Source organism: Burkholderiales bacterium (genome assembly GCA_023511995.1).
In the GTDB taxonomy this organism is placed as follows: domain Bacteria; phylum Pseudomonadota; class Gammaproteobacteria; order Burkholderiales; family Thiobacteraceae; genus Thiobacter.
On sequence record JAIMAL010000006.1, the window covers coordinates 1 to 19,209 of the forward strand.

General features: G+C 63.3%; 18 protein-coding genes. 7 read left to right on the top strand and 11 right to left on the bottom strand.

The window, feature by feature from the left end; genetic code table 11:
* Window positions 1–87: 87 nt before the first annotated feature.
* The 11 genes from cas2e to K6T56_04325 all read right to left on the bottom strand — a co-directional run bounded on the left by cas2e (window position 88) and on the right by K6T56_04325 (window position 11,602).
* Window positions 88–399, bottom strand: coding sequence for a type I-E CRISPR-associated endoribonuclease Cas2e (gene cas2e, locus K6T56_04275; GenBank protein MCL6555564.1), 312 nt, complete (start codon window positions 397–399; stop codon window positions 88–90).
* Window positions 371–1,270: a type I-E CRISPR-associated endonuclease Cas1e gene (gene cas1e, locus K6T56_04280; protein MCL6555565.1), complete on the bottom strand. Its 900-nt coding sequence runs from the start codon at window positions 1,268–1,270 to the stop codon at window positions 371–373. The genes cas2e and cas1e overlap by 29 nt, the downstream gene beginning before the upstream one ends.
* A complete protein-coding gene (cas6e, locus tag K6T56_04285; GenBank protein ID MCL6555566.1) occupies window positions 1,267–1,965 on the bottom strand; it encodes a type I-E CRISPR-associated protein Cas6/Cse3/CasE in 699 nt (232 codons plus the stop codon). The genes cas1e and cas6e overlap by 4 nt, the downstream gene beginning before the upstream one ends.
* Window positions 1,962–2,672 (bottom strand): type I-E CRISPR-associated protein Cas5/CasD, encoded by a 711-nt coding sequence (gene cas5e / locus K6T56_04290; protein ID MCL6555567.1) that lies wholly within the window; start codon window positions 2,670–2,672, stop codon window positions 1,962–1,964. Before cas5e ends, cas6e begins: the two co-directional genes overlap by 4 nt.
* Window positions 2,673–3,809 (bottom strand): type I-E CRISPR-associated protein Cas7/Cse4/CasC, encoded by a 1,137-nt coding sequence (gene cas7e / locus K6T56_04295; GenBank protein MCL6555568.1) that lies wholly within the window; start codon window positions 3,807–3,809, stop codon window positions 2,673–2,675.
* Between the two features lie 19 nt (window positions 3,810–3,828).
* Window positions 3,829–4,353, bottom strand: a complete 525-nt coding sequence (casB, locus tag K6T56_04300; GenBank protein MCL6555569.1) for a type I-E CRISPR-associated protein Cse2/CasB — start codon at window positions 4,351–4,353, stop codon at window positions 3,829–3,831.
* Entirely contained in the window at window positions 4,353–5,948 is a 1,596-nt protein-coding gene (gene casA / locus K6T56_04305; GenBank protein MCL6555570.1) for a type I-E CRISPR-associated protein Cse1/CasA, read from the bottom strand. The genes casB and casA overlap by 1 nt, the downstream gene beginning before the upstream one ends.
* On the bottom strand, window positions 5,941–8,484 hold the full coding sequence (gene cas3 / locus K6T56_04310; GenBank protein ID MCL6555571.1) for a CRISPR-associated helicase Cas3': 2,544 nt from the start codon (window positions 8,482–8,484) through the stop codon (window positions 5,941–5,943). The genes casA and cas3 overlap by 8 nt, the downstream gene beginning before the upstream one ends.
* 178 nt (window positions 8,485–8,662) lie before the next feature.
* Window positions 8,663–9,943, bottom strand: coding sequence for an NAD(P)/FAD-dependent oxidoreductase (locus tag K6T56_04315; GenBank protein ID MCL6555572.1), 1,281 nt, complete (start codon window positions 9,941–9,943; stop codon window positions 8,663–8,665).
* A gap of 19 nt (window positions 9,944–9,962) precedes the next feature.
* Window positions 9,963–10,271: a cytochrome C gene (locus K6T56_04320; GenBank protein MCL6555573.1), complete on the bottom strand. Its 309-nt coding sequence runs from the start codon at window positions 10,269–10,271 to the stop codon at window positions 9,963–9,965.
* A gap of 50 nt (window positions 10,272–10,321) precedes the next feature.
* Window positions 10,322–11,602, bottom strand: coding sequence for an NAD(P)/FAD-dependent oxidoreductase (locus tag K6T56_04325; GenBank protein MCL6555574.1), 1,281 nt, complete (start codon window positions 11,600–11,602; stop codon window positions 10,322–10,324).
* A gap of 264 nt (window positions 11,603–11,866) precedes the next feature.
* Between K6T56_04325 and K6T56_04330 the strand changes: the two genes are divergently transcribed.
* From K6T56_04330 to K6T56_04360, 7 genes are all read left to right on the top strand, one after another.
* Window positions 11,867–13,183, top strand: a complete 1,317-nt coding sequence (locus K6T56_04330) for a sigma 54-interacting transcriptional regulator (GenBank protein MCL6555575.1) — start codon at window positions 11,867–11,869, stop codon at window positions 13,181–13,183.
* 8 nt (window positions 13,184–13,191) lie between these two features.
* Entirely contained in the window at window positions 13,192–13,590 is a 399-nt protein-coding gene (locus K6T56_04335; GenBank protein MCL6555576.1) for a group II truncated hemoglobin, read from the top strand.
* Window positions 13,591–13,721: 131 nt separating this feature from the next.
* Window positions 13,722–14,057 carry a hypothetical protein gene (locus K6T56_04340; GenBank protein MCL6555577.1) on the top strand — a complete coding sequence of 112 codons (336 nt, stop codon included), beginning with the start codon at window positions 13,722–13,724 and terminating at the stop codon, window positions 14,055–14,057.
* Between the two features lie 150 nt (window positions 14,058–14,207).
* Complete coding sequence (locus K6T56_04345) at window positions 14,208–15,644, top strand: DNA recombination protein RmuC (GenBank protein MCL6555578.1); 1,437 nt, start codon at window positions 14,208–14,210, stop codon at window positions 15,642–15,644.
* A 7-nt stretch (window positions 15,645–15,651) separates the two neighbouring features.
* Window positions 15,652–16,125 carry a hypothetical protein gene (locus K6T56_04350; GenBank protein MCL6555579.1) on the top strand — a complete coding sequence of 158 codons (474 nt, stop codon included), beginning with the start codon at window positions 15,652–15,654 and terminating at the stop codon, window positions 16,123–16,125.
* 136 nt (window positions 16,126–16,261) lie between these two features.
* The gene (locus K6T56_04355; protein MCL6555580.1) at window positions 16,262–17,953 is read left to right on the top strand and encodes an EAL domain-containing protein; all 1,692 of its coding nucleotides are present in this window, start codon (window positions 16,262–16,264) and stop codon (window positions 17,951–17,953) included.
* Between the two features lie 92 nt (window positions 17,954–18,045).
* Window positions 18,046–19,209 carry a pyridoxal phosphate-dependent aminotransferase gene (locus tag K6T56_04360; protein MCL6555581.1) on the top strand — a complete coding sequence of 388 codons (1,164 nt, stop codon included), beginning with the start codon at window positions 18,046–18,048 and terminating at the stop codon, window positions 19,207–19,209.

Genomic DNA, 19,209 nt, shown 5'->3' on the forward strand with positions numbered 1-19,209 from the left:
GCCTGAACTGGAAAACACCTCATCAGGTATTTATGCAATCATACAGCCGCGTTGCACTTCGAGATTGAATCCACCGATTTTTAAAGATCAGCTCGTCTCGCCCTGAACCGGCCGCCGGGCGAGGATGAGTCCATCCACTTCCGCGAATTCAATCGGTGGCGAACCCAGCGTGCGCACGGCCTGGCCGCCTGGCACGTCCCGCTCCTGCCAGATCAGGACGATACTGGCCTCCCGCTCATTGGGAAACCAGTCGGCCAGGACATTCCAGATGCGCTCCCGCACTGCCGGCGAGATGCGCGGCGCGCTATAGACGCCGGGTGCGACCTCCAGCATCGCAGAGGCCAAGAGCCCTCGCACGCGCGACGAGACGTTACGCGTCACCACCACGGTCATGGACATCGAAGAGCTCCTTGATGCGGTCGATCATCTTGGGGATGAGCTTTTCCTGCCGGAACAGCCGGGCGGCGCGCTTACGTACCTCGCGCTCTATCGAAACATCACCTTTGCCCTTTTGCATCGCCTGCACACTGGCAAAAGCAAGTGGCAGCGTCACCTCCACGCGCCACAGGTCGGCGATGTCGAGGGTGAAGGCGTTGCTGGAATCCTCATGGATGAAACCCAGGGGTGGTAACGCACCCACTGCTGCAACGGCGATGTCGGCTGCCGCCTCGACGAAAGTGGCGGCATGGTTGATGGCCTGGTTGGGCAGGTCGGCGGCCTCGGGGTTTTCGCGATCATAGCGCCTGCCCTGCCAGTCGATGCCGAAGCGTTGCGCAGTAAGCTTGTAGCTTTCCTTCATGCGCGCGCCTTCGATGCCACGCAGGGTTTCGAGGTCGCGATGGGGCAGCACGCGGCCGAAACGCCACGCGTAAAGACGGCGCGCGGTATCCAACCGAAGTTTTGGGTCGGCCCAGCGTTCGGCGTGCGCCCGAGCCACATCGGATCGGCCTTGGCCCATCGGCGGCGCGGTGTAACTTTTGACGCCGCCTTCCCCCACGGCAGCGATCAGTACCCCGTGGCGGGCGCACAGCCGCAGCACGTCCTGGGTGAGACTCGTTCCCGGACCGAGGAGGATCATGGACACGGCCTGATAGGGAATTGCATAGTCGCCGGCATCCAGCGTCTCGCTTTGCGCCGCCACGAACCGCAGCGTGCCATCTTCCACCGACAGTCGGCCGTATTCCAGATACAGCAACCCGTGCCGGTCTGCGTGCGGAATGCGCGAGGCGGCCAAACCGAGCCGCCCAGGGATGAGGCCAGGCGGATTCATCGCGGCGGCGCCAGCAAAACCATGCCAAAGCCAAAGGCGCGGTGCCGCCCGATCCCGCGCTTAAGGTAGTCGGCAAAGCGCGTAGGTTCCCGGATGACCGCCTCGGCGGCAAAGAGCGCCTGGGGTCGCTCGATGGAAAGCAACCGGTTGCCACCATCACGGGCGCGGCGCAAGAGGCGGGCTCGGGCGCTCATCCCCAAAAGCTCGACTTGCTCCAAGGCCACCGCCTCCTGCCACTGCCGGGCAAACCATTGGCGATAGACTTCGGCACGCGAGGGCGTCGCGTCATTCTGCCGATCTAGGGCGCGCAGATAGACGTCTTTTTCCTCCTCACCCTTTCGTGAAACGGGGCAGGCCAGCACTTCCAGATGCAGCCGCTGGCCTGCTCGCCACTGGGTTGGCATCGGTTTGCTCGCCGCATTTTCCGTATCGAGGGCGGCAAGGGCGGCCAGCGAGCCGCGCTCTTCGGCGATCATGAGCAGACTTTGCGCATCGACAGGCGCGTAGGCAAGCACTTCCTGCCTTCTCTCAAAATACCGGAAGGGTTTCGGCGCCGCTTCGCCAAAGAGGGCTGTGAGCCAAGCATGCAGCGTGTAACCCAGCGTCTCGTCCTCCTGACGGATGCCATGTTCGAAGGCAAAGCGGATGAGACGCGGAGGGTAAAGCGGCAAGCGAATCAAGTGGAGCGTGCTCATGAACTGACCTCCAGGAGCCCCACCGCATAGCGTTCGGAGCCTCGGTGGATGTTGTTGCGCCAGTCGCGCCGGTCGTAGCGCTCTTGCGTTCCTTGTCCCGACCCTTCATCGAGCGGCCAGAGGGCATCGATCACCCGAGGGCGCTGCCGCGGGCCAATCTCGGCGAGTGGCTCGGCCTCAAGCGCCGCTTTGAGGGTCTCTGCCTGCCGCCGCCCGATCAGGATAGGAACGGAAGGCAGGCAGGGTTTGCGGCCAAAAAAAAGCGGCCGGGCGGGATAGCGCAGCGCGGTTTCGATCTCATCGAGCGTGGGCGATTCCTCTCCGGTTAGGGTCAGGGCCACCGTCATCACGCCGTTGGCCCAGTAGTCGCGGTAGCGGATGTGGGTGCTGGTACCCGATGCACCGCGTCGACTTTCGTCTTTGCCACGCGTTGTCCAGCCGGTTCCGACCATGAACTCCTGCCCAAGGTCTACGGTCTGGAAGTCTTGCAGTGGCACTGGCTCGGCATCCCAGCGCGCGGCAAAACGTAGCCGGTCCTGAACCCCCTGAAGCCTGTCCGTGTCGCGGTGATCCCAGCCTAGGGCATTTCCAAGCAGACCGGTGAGCATCGACTTGCCGGGATAGCGCCAGATGGGGTGGTTTTGATCGACCACCACCGCGCCAAAACTCATGAGCGGCGCATCAAAACGCAGCATCAGGCAGTCCATTTACGCGCTCCAGACAGCGGCAAGGGCCGCCTCGATATTCTGTGCCACGGGCGTTCTCGGGGGTAATCCCTCGGGAACCGGCTCCAGCACGGTGGAAAGCCCACGGTAGCTCCCTGGCGGGCCATACATGGTATCCAGGTCAGTGAGGTATTTCGCCAGCCGCGCAAGAGCAATGCGCCGCACGTCTTCTCTGGTCCCCTTTGTGGGGACGGCTTCCAGAAAGGCATTGGCCAGCGTCCTCGGCTGTTCGCGCCCGGCTTCGAGCAAAAGGAAGTCAGCCCAGGCATAGGGGGCGGTGCTACCCTTCTTCGCTCCTGGGCTTTGCCGCAGGAGGGTGTCGATGAGTGTGGTCAATACGCGCTTGGCCAAGGCGGGGTCTTGCTCGCGCCACACTTTGGCCTCACAGCCGGCGAGGTTGGAGATGAGCAGCGGTACATCGACCGCGACATAGGCGTAGTAGAGCCCGGCGCCGAGTTCGGTCTGGTTGGCGTGGGCCGCACCGGTTTCGTCGTCGCGATTGAGATCATCGACGACGGTGAAGTAATCCATCTCGGTGTTGGCCGCGTGCACGGTAAACGCATGCGCCACGTGCACCGGAGCGTCCACCCGCGCAAGCAGGTCAGAGGTGACCATGCGGCCAAAAAGCGCGGCAGTCAGCCCGGCGGCGGACTTGCTCATCGCCTTGAGGTTCTCTTGTTCGTCCTTCGATTTGAGGCGTTCTTCGAGCGCCTTGGCGGGGTTTTCCTGCCGGGCGGCATCGACCAGCATCTGGGCGAAATAGTCGGCCTCCCGTGCCCCAAAGAGGATAGGCTGGTTGAGGTCGCCGCCCTCTTTGACGCCGCCGTCGATGACCGCTTTGGCCAATGGCTCGATGAGCGCTGCGGCAAGCGTCTCGTCCACCCCCTGGGCGACGACTTTAGGGAGCACCGTGCGGGTAAAAAACGAACGCGTGCGGTAGCCGTCGGGAATGTCGGGGAGGCGCGCCGTCAAGTCTTCGCGCCAGTGGCGTTTGAGGCACTGCGAGGAGACGCGCAGCCGGATCGCGTTGCCAAAGGGAATGCGTTTGGCGAGCCCTGCATCGTCGCGGTTGAGGAGGCTCGCGGGGTAGGCGGTGAGGGTGTGGATTTGCAGGAACATGGCTGGACTCCTTGGTCGATCAGTTTTGGGTCTGGTGACGGTAAAACGCGGCTGCGATGCGATGGTTCAGACGCTGACGCTGTTCGTTGTCTTGAGTGAGAAGAAACGCGGCGCCATCACGCCAGTCGAAGCGCTCGCCTTTGGCGGCCAGAAAACGCACCGCGCTCATGAAAAGATCAGGTCGTACATCTTCTGGCGCAGAAAGAAGCTGCTCGAGCCTTCCTTCGGAAAACTGGCTTTCGGCAAGGGCCTGGCCCAAGGGGCGGCGGGGATCGTGTCCCTCCTTGCCCAGTGTGGCCAAGCCCCAGGCGATCGTCATCCAGGCTGGGGTTTGAAACTCGGGCGGCAGGTCGTCTCCCAAATGGCGCAGCCAGAGGCGATAGAAAGCGAGCGGGATCGGTTGCTCCAGGCTCCAGCGGCGCAGGGCGGCACGCTCGCCGTTGGGGTAATGTTCGGCGCCGATGATGGCCGCCATTTGAGCGACACGTGCGCCGAGGGAAGATCCGGTCGCAGTATCGGTGACTTCAGAAAGCGCTTCGGTCATCAGGCAATCTCCTCAGCAGGTTGGGTGGAATTCCGGGTTGTCCGTGGCATGGGAAGGCGTTGTTTGTGAAGCAGCGCACGAAAGACGCTTTGCCCTTGCGTGATCGCGCGCCAGGTGCGGTTGGCGGGCAGCGGCATCTGTTCGTGGGCTTCGTCGAGCAGCGCCTGGGCGGCATCGACGAGGGCTTGCTGCCAGTCGGCGCGTACCGTTTCGTGCGCTTCTTCCGCACCGCGCCAAAGGGTAGGAAAGAAAAGCGCTTCCCAACGGCGGGCGAAATCGTTACCTGCTTGCTTGAGCCACTTATCGATGCGCTCGAAATCGGGTTTTCCCGGCCCGCCTTCGGTGAGCATAGTCAGGGCGGCGGTAAAGGCGCTTTTGACATTTCCCGCATCGGTCAGCAACGCTTCTGCTAGATGGCCGAGGGTGTCACGCTTGGGTTTGTGGGACAACGTCATCTGTACCTTGGGGGGAACAGGTATTTCGACGCGGTGGAAGCCTTCCGTCTTACCTTGGCTGCGGGCAAGGCAACTGGCGACAAACCACGCCACGCCCTCACCAAGTCTGGGCTCTTGCAGAGGCGTGAGCCGATAGCCCTTTTGAAAGAGCAGATTGGTGAGGAGTTGCGGTGTCCAGCCCTCTTTTGACAAGGTGAGAGCAGAAATACCTTTTTTCTTATTCTGGGTGTTGAGCGGCATCCAAGGATCGCCGACATCGCCGTTTTCTAGGCTTTTAGGGCCGATCTGCCGGGCTTTACTGGTCGCGCCCAAGGCAATGAGACCTCGCTCAAATGGCTGCAGGCGTAGCGCTCGCGCCGTCTCGATGAACCACGGCTCCAGGTCTTTAATCAGGTACTGATGGCCGTCACGGTCCCAATGGTTTAACCAGGTCAGGACGACAGCACGGTTCTTGAATCCATATATTTCCAATACCTGCTGACGCATCTTTGCCAGAATAGCAACCTCCTCGGTAAAGCGACGAGAGGGATTTAAACTGGATGCCCAAGCAACGATTGTTCGGCTACCCGCGCCGCTATTCATGCGGATGACCCCATAATTGTCACGCCCCAAAACTCCGCTAGTCGTTTGAAACACAACGATGGCATATAACCACGCCTCTAACCAATTCGGATGAATCCGGGCTATTTTCAGATCATGGTTCTTTGCGGTGATAAGCACATCCAGCTCGTCAGGGGCTGTGGCTTTGGGTTCGTAGGAGACTTTGCCACGCTTGACCTCCACGCCGTAATCCTTGGCCTCCTCCTCCCAGCTTTTCCACGGATGTTGCATGAAAGCTGGTTTTGTCACGTCTTCGACCAGGAGATGCCAGGCGCTCTCCTCTCCATCGGCAAGATCGAGGAGCCCATTGCGCCAATGGGTGGGGTCTGTGGGCAGCGTGTCCGTGGGAAAACGCGCCTGGATGCTGGCCGCGAGCTGCACCAGGAAAACATGCCAGGGGTCGGCCTGATGCGCCCGCAGTCCGGTGTAGCCCTCGACGTTTCCGGCGCTCAACAGGGCAAGGAGCTCCGGAAGCGCCACGCGCTCGGTACCGCTCACGGTGCGGATGCCGATCAACGGCTCCGAAAGAAGGTTATACATCGTCTTTCTCCAGTCCAAAGCGGGTGTAGCGGAACGATTGGTTGCCAATGGAAAAGCGAAATCCTCCATCTATGCCCACAGCATGAAGGGTATCGGGAATCGCGCCGTCTTCCAACCAGCGGGCGGGGATGGTCAAGCGGCGGATCGTCGCGCCAAAAGGCGAAACCAACGGCTCAGCCAAGGGAATCTCGTACGTCGGGTCGCCCAAGCGGGTGAGGACGTGTTCGCCATTGTCGGGATAGTGGAGCTCGCCAAAAGGCTGCGGCTCGAGCAGGGAACGCATCGCTTGCACGATGTCGGCGAGCTGTCTGCCATAGAGCCAATCGCGATGCTGCCTCCAGACCTCGGGCAGCGCCTCGAGTGCTTCCATGTGGGTGGTGCGCTCGATCAGTTCGCGCGCCTGCTGCGGGAGGCGGATTTCTGGATTGGCGGAAAGCAATTCCCAGGTGGCGGCCAGCACTCGTCCATCCGGATAGACCGTGCCCAGGCCAGCAGGACCGTGCAGTTCGCCGTCTTTGCCGAGATATTCCGCAAGCGCTTTCGCTGGCACACGCACAAGCGCACGCGGGCGTTCATGGCCACCGGGGCGGCTATCGCGACGATGCCGGTGCAGTCGTCCCAGCCTCTGGATCAGGACATCCATGGGCGCCAGATCGGTGATCAGCCAGTCGGCATCGATGTCGAGGCTCTGCTCCAGTGTCTGGGTGCCGATCAAAAGTTTCGCCCCTTCGGGAGAGGCTTTGCCCAGTTGCGCGGTGACCGCCGCATCCAGCAGTTCGCGATCCTCGCGGGCAAAGCGGCCATGATGGGGGCAGGTGACCCCATTGACATCAAAGAGGGCGGGCAGCAGCTGCGGGCGCTCCTTGGCAATCGCGGATTCGACCGTGCGGAACAGGCTATTTGCCAGGCGTACGGTGTTGCAGACGACGAGCGCCCTCGCACCCGCCTCGAGCGCGGCAATGAGCCGGGGGATCAGCGCCTCATCCTCGTCCATGATGGGGGCAAGCTCCACCGCAACGGTGCGCTCGCGCGCGGGCGGCATCGGCCAGGTTTTGTCGCGTGCCGAGATGAGCGGATAGGGTCTGGCCATGGCGGCAGCGAGCGGCACCGGTTCGCGCCCGAAAAAGGCGGCAGCAGCGGTCTCGCCGAGGGTGGCCGAGAGAAGTAACGCCCAGCCGCCACGAGCGAGGTGGCCGCGCAGCAACCCTTTGAGAAGCTCGCGCATGTATGGGTCAGAGGCGTGCACTTCATCGACCACCAAGAGGTGCCGATCGAGACACACCGAGCGCATTAGGCTGTGCTTGACCTGTAGCACGGAGAGCAGCGCCTGGTCGATCGTGCCCACGGCAACGGGCGCGGCCAGAAAGCGCTTGGGGCGCTCTGCCGACCAGAGGCGTTCGCGACGTTTCGCTTCAGTATCGTCATCCCAGAGGGCGCCGCTCGGGTCGGGCAGGACCGGTTCGCCGTCAACACGTACATACCCCGGTGCAGCAAGCAGCACCGGCCCAGGCCGTCGCTCTGTTTCGAATGCGCGCTCCACGGCCTGCAAGACGCGGGTATAGAGCTCGCGGGCTGCCACGCGGGTGGGCAGCGCAAAGTAGAGGCCATCGACCTTGCCTTCGGCATACAGGCGCATCCACCAGCCGAGCGCGGCCTCCGTCTTGCCGGAGCCGGTATCGGATTCGATAAGCAATAGACGGGTGGCCTCGCCCACTTCGAGTTGGTTGGCCAGCGCTTCCTGAAGCGGCGTGGGGGCAAAGGGGAAGACGTCGGAGAATGCTTTCGGTTGCCGCGGCTCGGGCACCGTTAAGCCAATGACAGCGAGCGCCCGTTGCGCGGCTTGTCGGGCCAACGTCAGGCGATCTTCCTCAGGGCTTTGCCGGAAGGGGAAGAACTGGGTGTCGGAGCCGATCCAGTCGGCGAGCATCACCAGCCCGGCAAAACGATGCTGGAGGGAAGCCGAGGCGTCGATGGGTGGAATACCATCCTCGAACGCTGCGGGGAAAGCGGCACGGGCCCCTTGCGCGAGGTGATCGAGCGCAGCCAAAGGATCGTACCCCGCGCTGGGCTGCCAGAGCTGAAGGTGGGAAGTGTAGGCCGAATCGGCCAGCCAACGCTCGATGTCGCCTTGCGAAATTGGGCGGCCATGGTGGGAGATGCTGGCAATCAGCATTTGCATGGCCTGTTCTGTATCAGTGAACCAATCCGCCACGTGTTCCATCAGATTCCACCACGCAGGTGGCCAGGCGTCAGGAACGCTGAGAAACCCCAGCGCTTCCATCACGTGGCCGGCCGTATCCCTCGGTTTGGCGCTGGGGTCGGCCTTAGCCTGAAAGCCGCGGTTGCACTTGCCGAAATCGTGCAGAAATGCAATAACGGCCAAGCGATCCTTGCATGCCGACGACAGCGAAGAGAGCGACCGCGCCAGGTTGGACATGTCAAGAAGCGCGCGACAGACCTGGGCAACATCCAGACAGTGGTCGGCGAGCGGATGGAATCCATTGCGGGGGTCAAATTTCCCCCACGGACGGTACATGCGTTGATCCCCCTCTGATGGCGAAGACCTGTACCACAGTATGAGTCAATCCAGGCTCAAAAGGTGAGCCTGCCTCAGGCGATACATGCGCTTTGCAGCCCCGCCTGCGACGTGCGGGGCGGCCGGACGAAAAAAAGGCCGCTTGCGCGGCCTGAAGGCTCTCGGCAGAGAAAAGGGATTATTTGAGGACGTCCGCCCAGATGTTCTGGGCCCAGTATTTGGCGTAGGTGCCCTCGGTCTCCGAGTGTTTGTCGGACACACCGCCACCGGGCGCGGCGACGAATTGTTTTTTCTCCTTGTCGTACTTGAAGACGTTGGCCACGTGCATGGCTTCCTTGTCGGAGACCATGCTGTAGCAGGTGTTGCCCAGCACCGGCTCCGGGTCGGGCTGATTGCCCGCCAGAAGTTCGATGATGGCGGCGGCGGCCACCTTGGCCTGGGTGTTGGCCATGTGGCCGGACTTGGGCAGGCCGGAAGAGACGGCATCGCCGATGATATGGATGCCGGGCTGTGCGGTGGATTCGAAGGACAGGAAGTCCACGCCGCACCAGCGGTTGTCCGCCGTAACTACACCCGCCAGATCGGCCACCTTGCCGGCGCGCATGGGCGGCACGATGTTGAGCACATCGCCCTTCACGGTATCGAATTCGGTGTGGACGACGCGGTTGGCTGCCTCCACGCGCACCGCGCGGGCATTGGGACGGTAGTCGATCATCCCCGGATAGAGCTCGTTCCAGGCCTTCATGAACAGGCCTTTTTTCGAGGTGATGTCCGGGTTGGCATCGAGCACGATGATCTTCGATTTGGGTTTGTGGTTCTTGAGGTAGAAGGCCACCTGACAGACACGCTCATAGGGTCCCGGCGGGCAGCGGTAGGGTGCCTTGGGGATGGCCAGCACATAGACGCCTCCATCGGGCATGGATTCCAGTTGTTTGCGCAGCAGGGCCGTCTGCGGGCCGGCCTTCCACGCATGGGGAATCGTCGTCTCGGCAAGCTCGTGGGAGGTGCCTTCGATTTCGTTGTAGAGGAAATCGATGCCGGGGGCGAGTACGAGGCGGTCGTAGGACAGCTCACCGCGGGCGGTGCGGATGGTCTTCTTCGCCGGGTCGATGGCGGTGACCTCAGCCTCGACGCGATTGACGCCCCACTTGTGCGACAGGGCATCGTAGCCGTGGGTGATGTCGGCCATGGTGCGGGAGCCGCCCAGCACGGTGTTGCTCATGGGGCAGGAGATGAACTGCTTCTGCCGCTCCACCATCACCACTTCCACTGCGTTGTTGCTCCACATGCGCAGGTATTTGGAGCAGGTGGCGCCGCCGTAGCCCCCGCCGATGACCACCACACGGGGTTTGTGCTTACCTTTGCCCAGCGCTTCGGCGGCATGCACGGCAGCGGGGGAGAGGGCGAACAGGCCGGTGCCTGCGGCAAGTTTCAGGAACGAACGACGATCGAGACTCATGTTGGCTTCCTCCTCTGTGTCATTGGCCGCGCTTCTGGGCCGCGAAAAAGTCGGCCATCAGTTCGATTTCCTCGTCGGTGTAGCCGCGGGCGTGCTGGTGCATGACCGTGGCCGGACGGGCGCCGGACTTGAATTCCTTCATCTGCAGGATGAAGTGGGCCCGGTCCGAGCCGGCGAGCACAGGGGTGCCGCCGACGCTGTTGCCGTTGGTGCCGTGGCAGGCCGCACAGGGCGCGGCCAAGATGCGGGCGTGTTTTTGCTTCTGCGGGTCCTGAGCGGCCTGCTGGGCATGGGCGGCCAGACTTGCGCAGGCCAACCCCAGGGCCATCCAGATGAGGGGATGCTTCATGGTCGTTACCTCCTTTCGGGTGGGAAAAATCATTGCACGGGCTCCTTGAGCTTTTTGATGCCGAGGGCGGACAACACGTATTTCTCGTAGAGGGGTTCCGTGGTGCCCTTCTTCATCTTGCGGATGAAATACTTTTCGAAGGCGACTTTGGCGAGATGCACCCAAGCGCCTTCCTTGAACCAGTTCACATTGCGCGGTGGAATCTGCGGCAGGGCAACGAAGGCGGCGCCGGTGTCGCCGAAATCGGCAAGACAGATGGCGTTCCACGTGGCCTTGGCGTCGGCCGGGCGTCCATCCAGTTCGGCGCGGATGTTATGCGCCGTGGCGCTCACCATGGTTTCGATCATGTAGCCGGTCTTGGGCGCGCCGGTGGGCACCGGTGTCTGCTCCACGGGCGGGATGGCCACGCAAACCCCCACTGCGAAGATGTTGCGGTACTTGGGATTGCGCTGGTGCTCATCGACGATGATGAAGCCGCGCGGATTGGTCAGCCCCTCGATGCCAAACACCGCATCGACGCCCTTGAAGGCGGGCAGCATCATGCCATATTTGAAGGGGATCTCGTGCTGCTTTTTCTCCCGACCATCATCATCGTACTCGGTGACGTAAATTTTGCCCGCCTCGATGCGGGTGGTCTTGGCATTGGTGATCCATTTGATGTGGCGGTCGCGCATCGCGGATTCGAGCAGACCCTTGGAATCCCCCACACCGCCCAGCCCGAGATGGCCGATGTAGGGCTCCGAGGTGATGAAGGTCATGGGCACCCTGTCGCGGATTTTGCGCCGGCGCAGGTCGGTATCCATGATCATGGCGAACTCATAGGCCGGCCCGAAGCAGGAGGCCATCTGTACCGCACCGACGACGATGGGCCCGGGGTCGCGCACGAACTGTTCCCAGGCGCGGCCGGCCATCACGGCGTGGTCCACGTGGCAGATGGAATGGGTGAACCCCTGCGGCCCCAGTCCCTCCACCTCCTCGAAGGCGAGCTTGGGGCCAGTGGCGATGATGAGGTAGTCGTAGGAGAGGGAGCGGCCATCGGTAAGCTCCAGCCGGTTTTCCTGCGGATGCACGCGCTTGACCCCGGTGGGGATGAAGTCGATGCCCTTTTTGTTGAGATAAGGCGCGATGGGAAACTCGATATCCTCCCGCGTCCGCCAGTTCACCGCCACCCACGGGTTGGAGGGCACGAAGTGAAAGTTGGGGGTGTTGGAAACGACGGTCACGCGGTCTTCCCGGCGGGCGTGTTCCGCCATTTCATAGGCCATGGGCATGCCGCCGATACCGGCACCCATGATGACGATGTGGGCCATGTGTCTGATCTCCTGGTTGCGCCGCCGCAAGGGGTGGCGCATAATGCCAAGCAAACGCGATGCCAGATCTCTAACCTGTTGTTTTTACGAGGCTGGCGTCATCCCGCGGTGGCCCGGACGGCAGAGATGTCATGTCAGCCTGTCAGGCTCTGGCAGCTCTGGCCCTGGTGGTCATTCAAGACTAGATGCAGCTGCCGCGCTTGTGAAGGGGCCAGGCCGCGATACCGCAGATCCAGCCCCGCGGAGGAGGGATTGCGAAGCAAAATGCATGTTCCGGATTTCGACTGGCACGATGTGATCGACCTGCAGGAAAGTCCCTTCGTCGTCATCGACGGGGACTACCGCATCGTCGCGGCCAACCAGGCTTATTGTGAGACCTATGGGGTGAGGCGGGAGGCGGTGGTGGGGCGATGCTGCCATGAGGTCTCCCATCATTCGCCGGTGCCCTGCCATGAGAACGGCGAAGACTGCCCCCACCGCCGGGTTTTCTCGGGGGAAGCGCGGGTGGAGCTCATCCACACCCATTTCGACGCCATGGGGCGTCCCGAACACGTGAAACTGGTGGGCCGCCGGATGGTGGCACGGGATGGCCAGCAGTTCCTCGCCGAATCCATTACCCGGCTGGGCGCGGCGGAGCTCGATTGTGACGAGCTGCGCATGATCGGACGCTCGCCCGCTTTCCTCAATTGCGTGGAACACCTCACCGCCGCGGCGCAATCGGAGGCGCCCGTTCTGCTCCTCGGCGAATCGGGCGTGGGCAAGGAGCTTGCCGCCCGCTTCGTGCATCGCAGCTCTTCCCGCGCGAGCAAACCCTTCGTCGCCCTGGACTGCACCGCCATCCCCGAATCGCTTTTCGAAGCGGAGCTCTTCGGCCATGAGCGGGGCGCCTTCACCGGTTGCGTGGGGCGGCGGGAGGGGCTTTTCGAACAGGCCGACGGCGGCACGCTCTTTCTCGACGAAATCGGTGAAATCCCCCTTGGCCTTCAGGCCAAGCTGCTGCGGGTGCTGGAAACGGGGGAGTTTCGCCGGGTCGGGGGACGCGACGTCCTGCGCGCCGACGTGCGCCTGGTCTCCGCGACCAACCGGGACCTGCTCGCCATGGTGGATGCCGGGCGCTTCCGGCAGGATCTCTATTACCGCATCGCCGGCATCGACGTGCGCCTGCCCCCCTTGCGCGAGCGGCGGGAGGACATTCCGGCACTGGCGGAAGTGCTGCTTGCGCGCATCAGTGAGCGGGCCGGCCGACGTTACCGGATCAGTGAGGCGGCGTTGTCCCTCCTCGTGCGTTACGACTATCCGGGCAACGTGCGGGAGTTGCGCAACGTGCTGCAAAAGGCGGCGGCCTTGAGCAGCAACGGTCTCATCGAGGCGGAACACATCCTTTTCCCGCGGGAGAGCAGCGCTCTGCCCGTGCCGCAACCCTGGCCCGAAGCAAACCCCGGGCGCGCGCCGGAACTGGAAGCGCGGCGCATCGCGGAACTCCTCACCCGCCATCAGGGCAACCGGCGGCGTGTGGCCCAGGCCCTGGGGGTGAGTGAACGGACCCTCTACCGGAAACTGGCCCGTTACCAGCTCCGTTGAACCTGACCATGGAACGGCGAGCAACCACCAAGACCCATTACGAACGCCTTGGCGGCGAGGAGAAGCTGCGTCAGCTGGTGGACCGCTTCTACGACCTCATGGACGAGGATCCGGATTTCCACGACATCCGCAAACTCCATCCGCGGGACCTCACTGCCTCGCGGGATAAGCTCTTTATGTTCCTTTCCGGCTGGATGGGCGGTCCGCCCCTCTATGTGGAGGCCTTCGGGCATCCCCGTTTGCGGGCGCGGCATCTGCCTTTTCCCATTGGCAGGCTGGAGCGGGACCAGTGGCTTGCCTGCATGCAGCGGGCCATGGAGGAGGTGGGGGTGGAGGCCGATTTGCGCCGGGAACTCACTCAAGCTTTCGCCCGCACTGCCGATCATATGCGCAACCGGCCGGAGTGAGTTTCTGACAGAAAATTCATTCCCCGCCGGCGCGGAAAATGTTATATCAAGCGCGATTGTCCCCTAGGGGATGGCGGGAGCTGCAATAAAGCCCATTTCCGCCACCTGTCGGGAGACCGTGTTTCCATGACATGAAAGGATGGACCATGAAACAGACTTTGCTGATCGCGTTGGCTTCCCTGGGGCTTGTTTCCACCGCCCATGCCCTCGATACCGATGCCGTGGTGGGCGGCGCCCTGGGAGGCGCTGCCGGTGCCGCGGTGGGCTCGGCGGTGGGCGGCCGTGAAGGGGCGGTGATCGGGGCGGGCCTCGGTGGCGCGGCGGGTGCCGCCATTGCCACCCAGGATCGGCCCAAGCGGGTGAAGAAGGAAGTCATCTACGTGGAGGAACACCACGATCACGGCCTGCACCTGGGGCACCACAAACACAAGCACAAGCACAAGCACCGCCATCCCTGGGACGATTGACCCCCGGGCGGGATGACCGCCCGGCAGCCCAGGGCATTTTGCCCCCCTTGTGGTTCCTGACTCATCACGGCGCGGCCTAGCCGCGCCCGTCGCCTTTTTGCGCGATCCGCGCGGTATACTGGTGCCCGTCATGTGGCGGGGAAACATTCCGTGCTGGAAATCCTGATCGGCGTTCTGCTTCTTTTCTTCGTCCTGGGTGCGTTCTGGATCGGCCTGCGGTTGTCGCATATGGCCCAGGTGGAGGAACAATTCCCGGACGAAGTCGCCCGCATGCTCGAGGAAAAGCACCGCCTGATGCTGGCGGACCTGCATGACGGGCTGAGCAAACAAGGGGATCGCCTCCACCAGGCGATTGCCGACCACTCGGAGCGGCAGCGGGGAGTGCTTGCCCAAGAGCTGAAACTCAGCCGGGAGGCCATGCATCAGCTGCAGCTTGCCCAGACGGAAAGCCTCGGCACATTGCGGGAAATGATGGCGCGACAGCTTGCCGAAATCGCCACCACCACCCAGGACCGCCTCAATGCCATGCGTGAAGAGGTGCTCGTCCGCCTCACACAGACCATGACCGAGCAGGGGCGGGCGGAGCAGGAGCTCATCGGCAAGACCATGGCTGCCGTGACCCAGCAGCTCATGAGCGCCATGGAGGTGCTCACCAAGACCACCGACACAAGGCTGGAGCAGATTTCCGGCAAGGTGAGCGAACGCCTGGAGGAAGGGTTCAAAAAGACCAACGACACCTTCGCCCAGGTCATGGCGCGGCTTGCCACCATCGACGAAGCCCAGAAGAAAATCGACGGGCTCACCACCAACGTGGTGAGCCTGCAGGAACTGTTGGGGGACAAACGGGCGCGCGGTGCCTTCGGCGAGGTGCAGCTGGAAACACTGGTGCGCAACATCCTCCCCAACAATCCGACGCAGCCCATCTATGCCATGCAATACAGGCTGTCCAACGGCAGCCGCGTCGATTGTGCCTTGTTCCTGCCGGAACCCACCGGCACCATCGCCGTCGATTCCAAGTTTCCTCTGGAAAATTATCACCGCATGTTCGACCGGGCGCTTCCCGAGGCCGAGCGGCAGGCGGCGGCGCGGCAGTTCAAGCTGGACGTGAAAAAACACATCGATGACATCGCCGCCAAATACATCATCCCCAACGAAACGGCGGATGGGGCCGTCATGTTCGTGCCGGCGGAAGCGGTGTTCGCCGAAATCCACGGCTATCACCCGGACGTGGTGGAATACGCCATGCAGAAGCGGGTGTGGATCGTCTCGCCGACGACCATGATGGCCATCCTCAACACTGCCCGTGCGGTGATCAAGGACGTGGAGACGCGCAAGCAGGTGCACATCATCAAGGATGCCCTGGCCAAGCTATCCAAGGATTTCCATACCTTCGACAGCCGCATGCAGAAGCTTGCCGATCACATCCGGCAGGCCCATGAGGATGCGGAGAAGGTCCAGATCACCAGCCGCAAAATCAGTCGCCGGTTCGCCCAGATCGAGGCGGTGGAACTTGCCCACGAAGAAGCCGCCCGCCTTGAGCTCCTCGACGTGGAGGAAGAGGGCGAGGCCGCGGAGTCGGCAAAATAGGGGGCTCATGCGCATCCTCCCTGGTTTGCTGCTTTTCTCCCTGACCCTCGCAGCCTGGGCCCAGGAGACCTCCTGGCCCCTCAAACAGGTGTTCGGCGCCAAAAACGTGGGCATGGTGCAGACCAGCCGCCAGGCGGTGGTGGAGCACTGCCCGAACGACACCTGCCTGCGTTTCATCCTCCAGGGCAGGGAGGCCCTGCCGGTATTGCACGACTTCGTCTTCCTCTACCTGGCCCTGGTGGAAAACTACGACGTGGAGAACATCAAAAGCCCAAGGGGGGAGCGCTTCTTCGCCACCATCCTGGCCCGGCGTCGGGGCAACTGCACCGGCGTGGACGAGGCGGCGGTGGCGCGCTGCACCCTGGCACAGCTTGCGGCGCGCTATCCCATCCAAGGCTATGTGAGTAGCCTGGAGGAGGGATGGCGGCGCAGCACCCCCTTCGACGTGAAGGAAGCCCTAGCCCGCGCCGGGATCCGCTGAAAAAACACTTGCAAGATGGGCTGCGGCCCGCGGCCTCAAGTTTTTCCTTGCCCTGCCGCTAAGTCTGGCCAACCCCGCCGCAGGCGCGGCGAGCAGAACCGCCCCGGCGTGGGAATAACTCCGGAGTCGACCCCAGATGGCCCAGGCCAGCCAGACCCTCACCCGCAATGCCAGCCTGCTCAAGGCCAAAGCCAGCCGCCACGCCATCTATGGCGTCCTCATCGCCGTTGTCGCCATCGTCATCGCCACCTTGGGGGTGGCCTTCACCCAGACGGGCAGGATCACCGTGGATGGCATCATCGAGGCGCAACGCAGCAATGTGACGCTCTGGATCCTGGATGTGATGCCTTTCGTGTTCGCCTTCTGGGAGCAATACGTGAGCAGCATGATCGCCTACGAGGCGGGTGCCATGCTGGTGGACCAGACCTCGGAGCTCAGGGCGCAGGCCATCGCCCTGGAGGCGCAGGCCACCCGCAATGCCACGCACGATCCCCTGACCGGGCTGCCGAACCGTTTTCTCTTCAAGGACCGGCTGGCTCAGGCCCTGCTGGCCGCAGCAAGGCAACAGAGGCGGGTGGCGGTGCTGGTCGTGGACATCGATCGCTTCAAGGAAATCAACGAGGCCATGGGCCCCTACAATGGCGATCGCCTGCTCAAACAGGTGGCTACCCGCCTGCAGGCGGCGCTGCAGGAGCCGGAGAGTGTGGCGCGGCTGGGCGGCGACGAATACGCCGTGCTGGCGCCCGATCTTGCCGAGCTCAAGGCAGTGGGGGCAGTGGTGAAGAAGGTCGAGAAGGCCATGGAAATGCCCTTCATGCTGGAACAACTCAAGCTGGACGTGCGGGGCAGCATCGGGATTGCCATCTATCCCGAACATGGCACCGATCCGGACACCCTGCTGCAGCGCGCCGACGTGGCCATGTATGCCGCCAAACGGAACCATGCCGGTTTCCTCGTCTATTCTCCGAAATACGACGAATACAGCCCGCAGCGGCTCACCCTCATGGGTGAGTTGCGCGCCGCGCTGGAAAACGAGGGTCTCGTGCTCCATTACCAGCCCAAGGTGGACCTGCGTAACGGCAAGGTGGAGGAGGTGGAGGTGCTGGTGCGCTGGAACCATCCCCGGCACGGCCTCATGTATCCCGACGAGTTCATTCCTCTGGCGGAACGCACCGGTCTCATCAAGGCGCTCACCCTTTGGGTGCTGCACAAGGCGCTGGACCAGTCCAGCGCCTGGAGAAAGCAGGGGCTCGATCTGGGGGTGGCGGTGAACCTCTCCGCCCAGGTCCTCTTCGATCTCGACCTGCCGGACATCATCGCCGGCGCCCTGGCGGCGCGCGACGTGCCCCCCCAGCGACTCATTCTGGAGATCACGGAAAGCGCCATCATGGTGGACAGGGATCGCGCCATGCTGATCGTCTCCCGCATTTCCGACATGGGGGTGCGCATCGCCATCGACGATTTCGGCACCGGCTATTCGTCGCTCTCCTATCTGTCGAAGATGCCCGTCAATGAAATCAAGATCGACAAATCCTTCGTCCTCGACATGGCGGAAAACAGCACCCATGCCGTGATCGTGCATGCCACCATCGAGCTGGGACACAACCTGGGGCTCGCCGTCATCGGCGAAGGTGTGGAAAATGCGGCCATGTTCCAGCGCCTGCGGGAACTGGGCTGCGACGCGGCCCAGGGCTACTACATGACGCGCCCCCTCGACGAATCCGAGTTTTCCGCGTGGCTGAGGGAGGGGCGGCAAAACGGCACCCTGGTGGTGGAAAACGGCCGTATCCGCCTGACGGCGGCCGGAAGCGGAGTCGCTTCCGTATAATCGTGGCGGAAGGCTTTCCCGCGCCGGGAATCGGCTTTCCGGCTTGAGGCCGTGACCGGCTTCCCCTTTTTTCTCTGCTGCGCCCTGTTTCCATGCCGCTGCCCTCTGCCAGCCGTCGCACCGAAGACATCGCGCCTTTCCATGTGATGGACATCCTGGCCCGCGCCCGGGCCCTGGAGGCGGCGGGGCGTTCCATTGTGCACATGGAAATCGGCGAGCCGGATTTCCCCACCGTATCCCCCATCATCGAGGCAGGCCGCGCCGCCCTTGCCGCGGGTCACACCCACTACACTCCGGCGCTGGGCCTGCCCGTGCTGCGGGCGGCGATTGCCGCCTTCTACCGCCAGCGCTACGGGGTGGAGGTGGCGCCCGACCGGGTGGTGGTCACCCCCGGTGCCTCGGGGGCCCTGCTGCTCGCCCTGGGGGCGCTGCTCGACCGGGACGACGAGCTTCTGCTCGCCGATCCCGGTTATCCCTGTAACCGGCATCTCGCCCGCTTCGCCGAGGCGCGGGCGGTGGCGGTGCCCGTGGGTCCGGAAAGCGGCTACCAACTGACTGCGGATGCGGTGCAACGCCATTGGTCGCCGCGCACGCGGGCGGTGCTGGTGGCTTCCCCCGCCAATCCCACCGGCACCCTGCTTGATCTCGACACGCTGCGTGCCATCCACGAAGTGGCTTCCGCCGCCGGTGGCGCCCTCATCGTGGACGAGATCTACCACGGCCTCACCTATGGCTGTGAGGCGCCCACGGCGCTCGCGGTGAGCGAGGAGGTGTTCGTGGTCAACAGTTTCTCCAAGTATTTCGGCATGACCGGCTGGCGTCTGGGTTGGCTGGTGGCGCCGCAGGTCTTCATTCCCGTTCTCGACCGCCTGGCGCAGAACCTCTTCCTTGCCGCCCCCACCGTTGCCCAGCATGCGGCGCTGGCGGCTTTCCAGCCGGAGACACTTGCCCTGCTGGAGGCGCGACGGGAGGAATTCCGCCGCCGCCGGGATTTTCTCGTGCCGGCGCTGCGCAGGCTCGGTTTCGAGATACCCGTGATGCCCCAGGGCGCCTTCTACGTCTATGCCGGCTGCCGGCGGTTCACCCACGACAGTCTCGCGTTTGCCCGGGAGCTTCTGGAGAAGGCGGGGGTGGCGGTGACCCCGGGCGTCGATTTCGGCAGCCATGAAGCCCACGTGCACCTGCGCTTTGCCTACACGACGGGGCTGGATCGTTTGGAGGAGGGCGTGGCGCGGCTCGCCCGATTTGTGGAGTAG